The sequence below is a fragment of the Actinoplanes sp. NPDC051346 genome (assembly GCF_040682215.1).
In the GTDB taxonomy this organism is placed as follows: domain Bacteria; phylum Actinomycetota; class Actinomycetes; order Mycobacteriales; family Micromonosporaceae; genus Actinoplanes.
Genome location: NZ_JBFBAJ010000006.1, coordinates 420,918 through 433,125 on the forward strand (window position 1 = coordinate 420,918; position 12,208 = coordinate 433,125).

At 71.4% G+C, this 12,208-nt stretch carries 11 protein-coding genes; 7 read left to right on the plus strand and 4 right to left on the minus strand.

The features are described from left to right. Positions 1 to 15: 15 nt before the first annotated feature. Together AB0M36_RS18150 and AB0M36_RS18155 are read right to left on the minus strand one after the other, a co-directional pair. On the minus strand, positions 16 to 648 hold the full coding sequence (locus tag AB0M36_RS18150) for a TetR/AcrR family transcriptional regulator (protein ID WP_364158662.1): 633 nt from the start codon (positions 646 to 648) through the stop codon (positions 16 to 18). Beyond that, positions 645 to 1,823 (minus strand): aromatic ring-hydroxylating dioxygenase subunit alpha, encoded by a 1,179-nt coding sequence (locus AB0M36_RS18155; protein WP_364158665.1) that lies wholly within the window; start codon positions 1,821 to 1,823, stop codon positions 645 to 647. Before AB0M36_RS18155 ends, AB0M36_RS18150 begins: the two co-directional genes overlap by 4 nt. Positions 1,824 to 1,936: 113 nt before the next feature. Between AB0M36_RS18155 and AB0M36_RS18160 the strand changes: the two genes are divergently transcribed. From AB0M36_RS18160 to AB0M36_RS18185, 6 genes are read left to right on the plus strand one after another with little or no spacing between them, the layout of a single operon-like run. Next, a complete protein-coding gene (locus AB0M36_RS18160; RefSeq protein WP_364158668.1) occupies positions 1,937 to 2,305 on the plus strand; it encodes a hypothetical protein in 369 nt (122 codons plus the stop codon). Then, on the plus strand, positions 2,302 to 3,552 hold the full coding sequence (locus AB0M36_RS18165) for an NADH-ubiquinone oxidoreductase-F iron-sulfur binding region domain-containing protein (protein ID WP_364158670.1): 1,251 nt from the start codon (positions 2,302 to 2,304) through the stop codon (positions 3,550 to 3,552). Before AB0M36_RS18160 ends, AB0M36_RS18165 begins: the two co-directional genes overlap by 4 nt. Beyond that, positions 3,549 to 3,743 (plus strand): ferredoxin, encoded by a 195-nt coding sequence (locus tag AB0M36_RS18170; RefSeq protein ID WP_364158673.1) that lies wholly within the window; start codon positions 3,549 to 3,551, stop codon positions 3,741 to 3,743. The genes AB0M36_RS18165 and AB0M36_RS18170 overlap by 4 nt, the downstream gene beginning before the upstream one ends. Further along, the gene (locus AB0M36_RS18175) at positions 3,740 to 5,791 is read left to right on the plus strand and encodes an acetate--CoA ligase family protein (protein ID WP_364158676.1); all 2,052 of its coding nucleotides are present in this window, start codon (positions 3,740 to 3,742) and stop codon (positions 5,789 to 5,791) included. The genes AB0M36_RS18170 and AB0M36_RS18175 overlap by 4 nt, the downstream gene beginning before the upstream one ends. A gap of 8 nt (positions 5,792 to 5,799) precedes the next feature. Beyond that, the gene (locus tag AB0M36_RS18180; RefSeq protein ID WP_364158679.1) at positions 5,800 to 6,972 is read left to right on the plus strand and encodes an acyl-CoA dehydrogenase family protein; all 1,173 of its coding nucleotides are present in this window, start codon (positions 5,800 to 5,802) and stop codon (positions 6,970 to 6,972) included. A gap of 10 nt (positions 6,973 to 6,982) precedes the next feature. Then, complete coding sequence (locus AB0M36_RS18185) at positions 6,983 to 8,152, plus strand: acyl-CoA dehydrogenase family protein (protein WP_364158682.1); 1,170 nt, start codon at positions 6,983 to 6,985, stop codon at positions 8,150 to 8,152. Between the two features lie 49 nt (positions 8,153 to 8,201). On the opposite strand, the gene AB0M36_RS18190 is transcribed toward AB0M36_RS18185, so the two are convergent. Continuing rightward, positions 8,202 to 10,079, minus strand: coding sequence for an FHA domain-containing protein (locus AB0M36_RS18190; RefSeq protein ID WP_364158685.1), 1,878 nt, complete (start codon positions 10,077 to 10,079; stop codon positions 8,202 to 8,204). 316 nt (positions 10,080 to 10,395) lie between these two features. Between AB0M36_RS18190 and tuf the strand changes: the two genes are divergently transcribed. Then, on the plus strand, positions 10,396 to 11,583 hold the full coding sequence (tuf, locus tag AB0M36_RS18195; protein WP_364158687.1) for an elongation factor Tu: 1,188 nt from the start codon (positions 10,396 to 10,398) through the stop codon (positions 11,581 to 11,583). Positions 11,584 to 11,650: 67 nt separating this feature from the next. Here the strand turns inward: tuf and AB0M36_RS18200 are convergent, their stop codons facing one another. Next, complete coding sequence (locus AB0M36_RS18200) at positions 11,651 to 12,058, minus strand: PLD nuclease N-terminal domain-containing protein (protein ID WP_364158690.1); 408 nt, start codon at positions 12,056 to 12,058, stop codon at positions 11,651 to 11,653. Positions 12,059 to 12,208 lie beyond the last annotated feature (150 nt).

A 12,208-nucleotide genomic window follows, 5' to 3' on the forward strand; every position in this document is an offset into this window, starting at 1 on the left:
TGGGACGCGGACGGGTTATCGGCGGAGGGAGACCTTGGACGCGGGGAAAGCCCCGGTGAGGCCCAGGTCGGCACTCAGCGCGAGCCATACCGCGGCCCGCGCGTCGTCGAGGGTGAGCTGTGGGTCGTCCAGCAGCAGCCGGATGCCGTAGCCGTCGGTGAGCACGAGCAGCAGGTCGGCCACTCGGCTCACGGTGCAGTCGGTGAACTCGCCGTTGGCGATGCCGGCCTGGATGACGCCGGCGGCCCAGTCCCGCATCTGGCGGTAGAGGTCCACCGCCAGCAGCCGCGAGTCCACGTCGCGGGCGGCGCGCAACCACAGCTCCTGCCACAGCAGGAAGTCGCGGCGCAGCTCCGGGGTACGCGGCAGGCAGGCGTCGATGATCCGGGCCAGCATCCAGGTGTTGGGCTGCTCGGTCGGCGGCGCGGCCTGATAGTCCTCCGCGCCGGCGTGTTCGAAGGAATAGGCCATCGCGGCCAGGAAGAGTTTCTCGCGATTGTCGAAGTGGTAGTGCAGCAGCGCGGTGGAGACACCGGCCCGCTCGGCGATGAGTCGCATCCGCACGCCCTCGAAGCCGACCTCGGCGATCGCGTCGCAGGCCGCCTGGACGATGCGGCGTCGGGTCTGCTCGGTGCGTGCGTCGCTCATCGTGCTTCTCCCTGCGGTGCCTTCTCCAGCGTCGGAGCGGCTTCCATCGGCGCCGGTGGCGCCGCCAGGTCGGCCCGGATCCGGTCGGCGAACCAGCCGACGGCGGCCTCCCGCTGGGACAGCGGGCCGGGCGACCAACCGGGCGTGGCGATGCCCTTCTGCACCCGGGCGACCAGTTCGGCGTCTTCGTCGTTGGTGATCCAGCCGATCTTGATGTTGAGCCGCTGCGCGAGCCGGGTCCGCCAGCTCGTGCCGGGCTTAGCGTAGAAGGCGCCGGGCAGCCCGGAGCGCGCCACTCCGAGCGGAGTCACCGACCAGGCGATGATGTGGTCGGGATACAGGTCGATGAGGGTGTTGGGGTAGATGACGACGTAGCGCCACATCCGGTGGTCGTCGGGCCGCAGGCCCGGCATCGGGCTGGCGAAGCGCTGGTAGAGCCGCTCCAGCCAGTTCGACGACGGCTTGTCGCGGATCGGCACTTCGAAGTAGACATAGGACTTCTCGATGGTCGCCGTGTAGCGCTGGTAGTCGAGCAGGCGCATCAGCCCGGGATGGGCCACCGGAACGTGGTAGCCCTCGAGGTAGTTGTCGACGACCACCTTCCAGTTGGCGTCCTGGGCCTCGGTGGCGGTGTCCTGAATGCGATAGCGGCCGACCGGTTCGAGGTCGCTGCCGAGATAGCGGCCGATCAGATCGGCGAGCCCCGGCACCTGTTCGTGCAGCGGCACCGCGTTCGGGTCGAGGTTGGCGAACAGCAGGCCGAGGAACGACTCCACGCGTACGGGGAACAGGCCCAGCTTCGGCTTGTCGAGGCAGGGGATCGTCCGGCTCTCCGGCGCGCCGACCAGCGAGCCGTCCAGCTTGTAGGTCCAGCCGTGGTAGGGGCAGCGGATCGCCTTTCCCTCCGGCTCGGGGGCGGCGACCAGCCGCGAGCCGCGGTGACGGCACACGTTGAGGTGGGCGGCCAGGCCGCCGTCCTCGGTGCGCACCACGAGCACCTCGCGGCCGGCGATCGGCGCGATGATGCGCGCACCCGGCCGGGGGAGGTCGGATTCGTGGCCGACCAGCTGCCAGCTGGAGGCGAAAACGTGGGTGGTCTCCAACTCGGCGACGCGGGGATCGGTATAGAAACGGGCGGCCAATGCCGCGCTGTTTTCCGAGGCCTTGTTACCCACCAGTTAACTCCCTTCGACGCCCGGCTGACTAATTGGTTAGTGAGAGTGCTCCCGTCTTTGCAGGCATGTCAAGGTCTTGCCGGCTAACTAATCAATTAGTTAGTGTCCGGCCCATGCATGGGCCACCTTCCACCCGACTCGCCTGGTTGGGCCTCACCCCGGAACCGGAACGCGAGCTGCCCGCCGCCGTCGCGGTGCTGCACGCCGGCTCGCCGGTCACGGAACGGTCCAGGATCGAAATGCTGCTGCTTCGCGGCACGCAGCGCGGCTGGCTGAGATACCTCGAAGAGGTCACCCAGTTGGTCGTAAAAGCCGCGGAAGCGAACGACCCGCGGCTGCGAGACAGTGCCCGGCACGTCGCCTCCGTCGTGCTGGACCACCACCGGATGCTGATCGGGCTGCCCGGCCCCGCGTACGACTGGACCGCCGGCCAGCGCGAGGCGCTGGAGTCGGCGCTGAGCGCCCTGGAGGGTGCGTCGTGACCGAGCCTTCGATTCTGGTGGGCGGCACCGGGCACCTGCTCGGGCCCGCCCCGCACACCGTGGAGCACCTCGCCGCGTACCGCTCCCGGGGTGGTAACCGCACCGGACCGACCCCCGACGAGCTGCTCGACCTGGTCGAGGAGGCGGAGCTGCTCGGCCGGGGCGGCGCGGCGTTCCCGCTCGCGCTGAAGCTGCGTTCGGTACGCGAGCGGCCCGGCCCCCGGGTGGTGGTGGCCAACGGCGCCGAGGGTGAGCCCGGCTCGGTCAAGGACCGCCACCTCATGCGGGCCCGCCCGTACCTGGTGCTCGACGGCCTGCGCCGCGCGTGCGAGGTCATCGGCGCCGACCGTGGCTACCTCTACGTCGCCGACCCGGTCGCCGCCGAGCGGCTGCGGGCGGCGCTGGCCGTGGCGCCGCCGCCGGTGCCGATCGTGGTGGTCGAGGCCGTGTCGACCTATGTGGCGGGCGAGGAGAGCGCCGCCGTCCGCTTCCTCGACGGCGGGCCCGCGCTGCCCACCGCCAAGCCGCCACGGGTGTTCGAGCGGGGCGTCGGTGGCGCGCCCACGCTGGTGGCCAACGTCGAGACCCTCGCACACCTCGCCCTGCTGGCCGCCGGCCGGTCGGCGGCCGGCGATCTGCTGGTCACCGTCGCCGGCGCCGGGCAGCCGCCGCTGCTGGCCGAGGTGCCGTTGGGTACGCCGCTGCGCGAACTGTTCTCCCGGCCGAGGGCGGTGTCGGGCGCCCTGGTCGGCGGCATGTTCGGCGGCCTGCTCGACGAAAAGGTGCTGGACCTGCCGCTCATCCCGCAGGCGTACGCGGCGGCCGGCGGCGCGCTCGGCTGCGGCGCGATCTGGCTGCTCGGCCCGGAGGACTGCCCGGTCACCGTGGCCGCCGACGCGGTGGGCTACCTCGCCGCGGAGAGCGCCCGGCAGTGCGGCATCTGCGTCTCCGGCACGCGCGGCCTGGCCGACGCGCTGACCGCCCTGGCTACCGGAGCCGATCCCGGCGCCGGCGCCGAGCGGCTGGCCAACCTGGCCCGGTGGAGCGCGGGCCTGCCCGGCCGGGGCGCCTGCGGGCTGCTCGACGCCGCCGCCCGCGTCGCCGGCTCGCTGCTGCGCCTGCACGGCGCTCTGGCCGAGCAGCACACCGAGCGGCCCTGCCCCGCCTGCCTCGCCCACCCACCCGCCGCCGGTGCGCGCCTGCTCGTGCCGCCCACCGAGCCCTACTTCCCCCAAGGAGCACCGTGAAACTGCAGTTGGATCCGACCGCCTGCCAGGCCTACGGCCTGTGCCACGAAGAGGCCCCGAATCTCGTCGACCTCGACGAGTGGGGTTACGCCCAGCCGCGCGCCACCGAGGTGCCGCCGGGTGAGCAGGCCACCGCCGAGGCGGCCGTGCGTATCTGCCCGAACGCGGCGTTGCGGCTGGCGCAGCGATGAGCCGGGACCTGCGGGCGCTCTTCGACCCCGCCTCGGTCGCCATCGTCGGGGCCAGTGACGACCCGGCGAAGTGGGGCAACGCGGTGGCCCGCCAGGCGCTGCGCGCCGGCGCGAGGCGCCCGGTCCACCTGGTCAACCGCCGGGGCGGCACGATCCTCGGGCGGACCGCGGCGACCAGCGTCGCCGAGCTGGGCGAGCCGGTCGAGCTGGTGGTCGTCTCGGTGCCGGCCGCGTCGTTCGAGGCAGCCGTGGACGACGCCCTCGCCGCCGGCGCCCGCGCGATCGTCGGCATCACGGCGGGATTCGCCGAGACCGGCGCGGCCGGCCGGGAGCGGCAGGAGGCCGTCGTCGCGCGGTGCCGCGCCGCGGGCGCGCTGCTCGTCGGCCCCAACTGCCTCGGCCTGGTGGACAACACCACCGAGGTCTACCTGTCCTCGGACCGGTTCAGCCCCGGCGGCGTCGCGCTGCTGTCGCAGAGCGGCAATCTCGCGCTGGAGTTGCAGCTGCGGCTCGACCACCACGGGCTGGGCTTCTCCCGGTTCGTCTCGTTCGGCAACCAGGCCGACGTCACCCTCGTCGACCTGGTCGCCGACTGCGCCTCGCACCCGGACACCAGCGCGATCGCCGTGTACGCCGAGGACTTCGGCGACGGCCGGGCCTTCGCGTCGGCGGCGGCCCGGGCCGGCAAGCCGATCGTGCTGCTCAGCGCCGGCGGCGGCGAGGCGTCGGCCCGCGGCGCCCGCTCGCACACCGGCGCGCTGACCAGCTCGTCCGACGTGGTGCGGGTGGCCGCGCGCGACGCCGGCATCCACCTGGCCGAGACGCCGCGCGAGCTGGCCACGCTGCTGGTCGCGCTGAGCGGATCGCGGCGCTCGATCGGGCGCCGTACCGTCGTGGTCACCGACGGCGGCGGACACGGCGCCGTCGCCGCCGACGTCGCGGAACGGGCCGGGTTGAGCGTGCCGGAGACCGGCCCGGAGCTGGCCGGCGCGCTGCGCGACCAGCTCTGGGGCCCGTCCGCGGTGGGCAACCCGGTCGACCTCGCCGGCATGGGCGAGCAGGACCCGCAGTCCTACGCGCGCACCGTCGCCACCCTGCTGGACACCTCCGAGGTCGACGCGGTGCTGCTCACCGGCTTCTTCGGCGGGTACTCGGCGGAGGCCGAGCCGACCGCGGACACCTCCGGATTCAGTGGGGGACTGGGCGCCGGTGAGCTGGCGGCGGCCCGGGCGATGGTGGAGCACGTTGCTGCCAGCACCACCCCGGTCGTGGTCCAGTCGATGTACTCCGAGTCGCCCACCTGCGCCGTCCTGCGCGCCGGTGGCATACCGGTCTTCGACGCGATCGAGGACGCCGCGCGGGCACTGGCCGCGGTGACCGGGCAGGCGGCACACCGGGGCATCCCGGCGCTGCCGGCACCGGCGCCGCCGGTCACCGACGTGTCGTACTTCGCCGTCCGCCGGCTGCTGGCCGACGGGGGAGTGCCGTTCCTGCCGGTCCGCGAGTTCTCCACGGTCGACGAGCTGGACGACCTCTTCGACGGGCCGTACGTGCTCAAGGCGCCGCACCTGTTGCACAAGTCCGACGCCGGCGGCGTGGCGCTGCGGCTGGCGGACCGGGCCGAGTTGACCGCCGCCCACGAGCGCATGCACGGATCGCTCGGCGCGCCGTCCTACTCCGTCGAACCGATGGCCGACCTGACCAACGGGATCGAACTGATCGTCGGGGTGCGGTGGGATCCCCGGTTCGGCCCGGTCGCGCTGCTCGGCCTCGGCGGCGTCAGCGCCGAGGTGCTGCGCGACGTCGTGTTCGCGCTCGCTCCGGTGTCCGCCACGCAGGCCCGCCGCCTGCTGCTCAGCCTGCGTTCGGCGCCGCTGCTGCTCGGCCACCGCGGCGCGCCGCCGGTCGATCTCGACGCCGCCGCACAGGCGATCGAACACCTCACCAGGGTCGCGGCGGCTCATCCGGAGCTGACCGAGATCGAGGTCAACCCACTGCTCGTCACGCCAACCGGCGCGCTCGCTCTTGACGCCCGGGCCGTTGTCTAGGAGGACCGATGGATTTCGCCTATTCGCCCGCGCAGGTGGACCTGAAGCGGCGGGCGGCCGGCTATGCCGAGCTGCTCATGCAGTATGAGAACGAGTCCGAGGAGGCCGGCGGCCCACTGCCCGCGCAGACCGTCCGCGACCTCACCCGCGCGGCGATGGACGCCGGCGTCTACGCCATCAACATGCCCGCGAAGTGGGGTGGCCCGGGGCTGAGCCTGCTCGACCAGGTGATCGTCGAGGAGGAGTTCGGCAAGGTCACCAACTGCCTGTGGGACATCCCGTGGCGGCCGGCGAACGTGCTCGCGTACGCCACCGACGAGCAGCGCGAGCGGTACCTGATGCCGATCATCCGCGGCGAGCGGTTCGACGCGTTCGCCGTCACCGAGCCGGGCGCCGGCTCGGATCCCAGCTCCGGCACCACGGTCGCCGAGCGGGTGGACGGCGGTTGGCGGCTCACCGGCGAGAAGTGGTTCGTCACGTGCGGCGACATCGCCGACTTCCTGGTCGTGCAGGCCGACGCCGGCCCGGACCGGCTCCCCACGCTGTTCTTCGTCGCCAAGGACGCACCGGGCCTGGTCATGTCGCGGGTGCCGCGCTTCATGCACAACGCGGTCAACGGCCACCCCGAGTTCACGTTCACCGACGTGTTCGTCGCCGACGCCGACGTGCTCGGCGAGGTCGGCCAGGGGTACGAGCTGACCAAGGAGTGGTTCACCGACGAGCGGCTGATGATCGCCGCGCGGACCGTCGGCGTCGCCGAACGCGCGCTGAGCCTGGCCCGCGACTGGGCGATCGGCCGTCGGCAGTTCGGCCGCCCGATCGCCGAGTTCCAGCTGATCCAGGGCATGCTGGCCGACTGCGCCACGGAGATCGTCGTCAACCGGGCCTTCACCCACCAGGTCGCCTGGGAGGCCGGCAACGGCATCGACGCCAAGACGCTGCACGCCAAGGCGTCGATGGCGAAGCTGGCTGCCAGCGAGGCGGCCGGCCGGGTCGTCGACCGGTGCCTGCAGATCTTCGGCGGCCGCGGATACGACCGCTCGTATCCGGTCGAGCGGCTCTACCGCGAGGTGCGCGTCGACCGGATCTGGGAGGGCACCTCGGAGATCCAGCGGCTCATCATCGCCAACGAGCTCATCAAGCGTGGCACTCGCGCTCTTCAGCTTTCCAACCCCGCCTGAGAGGAACACCATGCACGTGCGATACACCGAGCGCCAAGCCGGGCTCAAGGCCACCGCGCACCAGCTCTACAAGACGATCGCCGCCTATGAGGAGCAGTGCGAGGAGAACAACGGTCTGCCGCCCGAGGCGCACGCCGCGGTGGGCAGGGCGGTGCTGGACAGCGGCCTTCAGGCGGTCAACATGCCGGCCGAGTGGGGCGGCGCCGGGCTGTCCATCCTGGAACAGGCCATCGTGCAGGAGGAACTGGGCCGGCTGACCGGCGCGCTGTGGGACATGGTCTGGCGTCCGGCCAACGCGTTGCGCTTCTGCACGCCGCAGCAGCGCGAGCGGTACCTCATCCCGGTCATCAAGGGCGAGCGCCGCGACTGCTACGCGGTGACCGAGCGCGACGCCGGCTCCGACCCGCAGGACCTGTCCACCACGGCGACCGCGGTGGACGGCGGCTGGCGGATCAACGGCGAGAAGTGGTTCGTCACCGTGGGCGACCACGCCGACTTCATCATCCTGCTGGCCGCCGCCGGGCCGGAGGGCGCGCCGACGCTGTTCCTGGTCGACAAGGACGAGCCCGGCATCACGATGACCCGGGTGCCGCGCTTCATGCACACGTTCGTCTACGAACACCCCGAGTTCACCTTCACCGACGTGTTCGTGCCGGCCGAGAACGTGCTCGGCGAGATCGGGCAGGGGTACGACATCACCCGGTCCTGGTTCACCGAGGAGCGGCTGATGATCGCCGCGCGCACGATCGGCGCCGCCGAGCGCGGGCTCGATCTGGCCCGGGACTGGGCGATCGGCCGCGAGCAGTTCGGCGCGCCGATCGCCAGCTTCCAGCTCGTGCAGGGGATGCTGGCGGACAGCGCGGTCGACATCGCGGTCAACCGCGCGTACACCCACCAGGTCGCCTGGGAGGCCGACCAGCCCGGCACCGACCGCAAGAGCCTGCACGCCAAGGCGGCGATGGCGAAGCTGTCGGCCAGCGAGGCCTCCGGCCGGGTCATCGACCGGTGCGTGCAGATCTTCGGCGGCCGCGGATACGACCGCTCGTACGCGGTCGAGCGGCTCTACCGCGAGCTGCGCGTGGACCGGATCTGGGAGGGCACCTCGGAGATCCAGCGGCTCATCATCGCCAACGAGCTCATCAAGCGCGGTACCGGCTGCCTGCAGTTGCCGCAGGCCTGAGCTGGGACCGGACGCCCCGTCACGGCAGTGCCGCCGTGACGGGGCCCGGTCAGCTCGGCCGCTCGGCGCCGGTCAGCACCTTCGCGACGCCGCCGCTGGGATCGGGGCGGTAGAAGATGTCGATGTCCACTTCCTCGCCGCCGACGTTGGCCGTGTCCCACTGTCCGCCCGCCAGCAGCATCCGCAGCGTGGTGCCCTGCAGCTGTCGCAAATGATCCCGAAGCGTCGCGTCGTCGGGCAGGTTCGGGATCCGTGACTCCAGCCGGCCCCGGATCGCGCGCAACCGAGCCATGAGCTCCTCGATGTCGGCCTCCGGTTCCGCCGTGGTCGCGGTGCTGTTCGCGAGCGCGTCCTTGACCGAGTGCGTCACGCCCTGCTCGTCGGTGACGACCATGGCCTTCCACGCGCGGCTCTTGTGGCGGTACTGCAGCATGGACATCGCCGCTTCGTGGCGGATGAAATCGGAGTCGCGCAGCGGCCGGCCGGTCCAGGAGTTGCCGAGCGAGCGCGCCAGGGAGATGGCCGACGCCAACCCGCTGTTGAGGCCCCGCCCGGGCCAGAAATGGATCGCGTTGGCGGCGTCACCGAGCAGGAACGCATAGGTGCCGGGAGTCTCGGCGGTGGCGGAATACAACTGCGCCGTGAACTTCGGTCGCTGCACCATGTCGAGCCGGAACGCGGTGACGGCGCTCAGATCCTCCTCGGCGACGCCGAAGTAGCGCAGGCCCTCGAGCACCTGCCGCCAGAGCGGCGACCGCTTGATGAGCGACGGCAGGAACAGCGTCTGGTGGGTCGGGCAGACGAAGTCGCCGTCGGTGTCACGGGCCATCACGCACGGCCGGGACGCGATGCAGTTGGCGAACTCGCGGCGGACCGGATCGATCCCGACGACCTCCTGTGCCTCGGCGTCGGTGAGGCGCATGTTCAGGAAGCCCTCGCCGCGCAGGGAGTTCAACAGGAACCGGTTCTGCGCGACCGTCAACAGCACGCTCATGGAATCGGGCAGCCGGGACTTGACCCGCAGCCCGAGTACGACGTCCCGCAGGTGTTCGCCGTCGAGCGAATAGATGGACTTGTCGGGACTGCCGAACTTGTCGACCAGGCGCTCCCGGGTGCGTGACCGGCTGCCCTCGCAGATGGCGAGCACGTGGTCCTGGAGCACCGCGTCGCGCCGCTCGTCGAGATCGAAGCGCTCCGGCACGAGCGTGATGCGGTGCGGCTTGGTGTTCGCCAGCTCGAGCAGCTTGTCCTCGACGTCGGCGATCCGGATGTTCCGCGGTCCGTAGCCACGGATGGAGTCCGGGCCGGGAGGCCACATCTCGGAGTACGAGTCGGCGTCGAACAGGTGCGCCTGCACCTCCTCGGGAAGGTTCAGGTACTGCCGGCTCTGCAGGGTGACGACCTGCTGCCGCCGGTTGTTGCCCTGCGACTCGTCCTTCCAGACCACCCGCGAGCCGTCCCGGGTCCAGCGGCCGTCGTACACGGTCACGGACACCCGCTCGCCCATCAACCGGGTGAGCAGCAACGCCAGCGTCAGCCCCACCGGACCTCCGCCGGCGACCGTCACCCTCAGAACCGGTTCCCGGGTACGGCTGACGGGCAGCACCGCGGGCAGACCGAGGACGGTGTCCATCGCGTCGGTCATCTCGAAGCAGAAGATCTCCTGCCCGATCGTGATGAGGTCGCCCGGCTGAAGCAGCCGCACGGTGACCGGCTGGGCGTTGACGAGGGTCCCGTTGATGCTGTTGTTGTCGTGCAGCACGAAGCCGTCGGACTCCTGACGGATCTCCGCGTGCTGGCGGGAAGCGAACGATCCGGACAGTTCGACGCTGTTGCCCGCCCGGCGACCGAATGTGAGTGGCGTCCGGCCGAGCGGAAACCGCCGCCCGGCGAGCGGACCTTCACGCCCTACGATCTCCGGTGTCACTGCGTCCGTCCTCTCCTGGCTGCCGCTGTCCACCCGCATCACGGCTATTTCGCGTGGGTGGTTCACCTCTTCCGCCGGGTGTGAAAATCGTTCGCGCCGCTTCCCGTCGAGCCCTACCGTGATCGCCATGTTCGCGCCCGGTCTGCAGCTGCCCGCGGGGTTCCCCCTGCCGGCGGCTCCCGCGCGCGAACTTCTCGGCGCCGATACCCGAATCTGACCCTTCCCCGTTAGCCACAGAACCCAGGGGGAGGGTGGGCTCCGCCCGCGCGGGTTCTGACTTCCTTTTCCGTTTCTCGCATCCAGTGAGGACATTTCCATGGCCAAGAGCCAGTTCGTCCGTACGAAGCCACATCTGAACATCGGCACGATGGGTCATGTCGACCACGGCAAGACCACCCTGACGGCCGCCATCACCAAGGTCCTCGCCGACCGCGACCCGGCAACCAACCGGTACGTGGCGTTCGACGGGATCGACAAGGCCCCGGAGGAGCACGACCGCGGGATCACCATCAACATCGCCCACGTCGAGTACGAGACCGCCACCCGTCACTACGCCCACGTCGACATGCCCGGGCACGCCGACTACGTGAAGAACATGATCACGGGTGCGGCGCAGGTGGACGGCGCGATCCTCGTGGTCTCCGCCCAGGACGGCGCCATGCCGCAGACCCGCGAGCACGTGCTGCTCGCCCAGCGGGTCGGCGTGCCGTACCTGGTGGTGGCGCTCAACAAGAGCGACGCGGTCGAGGACGAGGAGCTGCTCGACCTCGTGGAGCTGGAGGTGCGTGAGCTCGTCGGTGGCTACGGCTTCCCCGGCGACGAGGTGCCGGTCGTGCGCGTCAGCGCGCTGAAGGCACTCGAGGGCGACGTGCGCTGGACGCGGGCGATCGTCGACCTGCTCGACGCGGTCGACGCGTACGTGCCGGTGCCCCCGCGCGAGCTGGGCGAACCGTTCCTGATGCCGATCGAGAACGTGCTCTCCATCAGCGGCCGCGGCACGGTCGTCACCGGCAAGGTGGAGCGCGGCACGCTGCGCGCCGGTGAGCCGGTCGAGGTCGTCGGCCTCGGCCCGACCATCGCCACGGTGGCGATCGGGTTGGAGACGTTCGGCAAGTCGCTGCCGTCCGCGGAGGCGGGCGACAACGCGGCCGTGCTGCTCCGCGGCGTCAAGCGCGACCAGGTGCGGCGCGGCCAGGTCGTGGCGTTGCCGGGCAGCGTCACCCCGCACCGGAGCTTCCGGGCCCGGATGTACGCCCTGACGAAGGAGGAGGGCGGCCGGCACACGCCGTTCGTGGCCAACTACCGCCCGCAGTTCTTCTTCCGGACCACGGACGTGTCCGGCGCGATCGACCTCGGTGACCTGCCGATGGTCCCGCCCGGCGACACCGTGGACCTGACCGTGCACCTGGGCAAGGAGGTGCCGATGGACGTCGGCCTCGGCTTCGCGGTGCGCGAGGGCGGCCGTACGGTCGCCGCCGGCACTGTGACGGAACTGCTCGACTAGCAGTCGGCCGGAGGAGAGGGCTGTCCCTCTTCTCCGGCCGCCCAGCCTGCCCGCTTCGCGGTGCCGGTCAGTCCTGCTGCTCGTCGCGTTTGCGCAGTTCGTCCTCGCGGCGGCGCAGATCGGCCTCCCAGCGCTTCATCAGCGCCTCGTCGTCCTTGAGCGACGCGGAAAGGTCGCGCAGGAACTCGGGGTCGTCGTCCGGGGCGAGGGCTCCCGGCCGCTTCGGCCGCTGGGCCTCGGGGAATCCGCCGCCCGGGCGCCACATCTCGCCGTTGCTCATCCGGATCGGCCGGGCCGGCCGGCCGGCGACGAACCAGGCGATCGCGCCGATCGGGGAGAACAACAGGATGATGAAGACCCAGGCGAGGCGCGGCAGCGCCCGGATCTCGGACTCCTCGGCGGAGAGGCAGCTGATCAGCGCGACGACGAGCAGCGCCAGGTCGAGAAGGAAGAACAGCGAGTAGAGGCGAACCATGGCGGGAATGGTCTCAGACTTCCCCCGGCCCCGCCGTACCCCCTTCGGGATGTCCGGTTTCTCCATCAGAGTCGTGTAAGGATTCGCCTCCGCGGTGGTGGCCGCCGTCGATGGTGACCTTAGATGGAACCGGGTGCGTTGTGGCGCGCC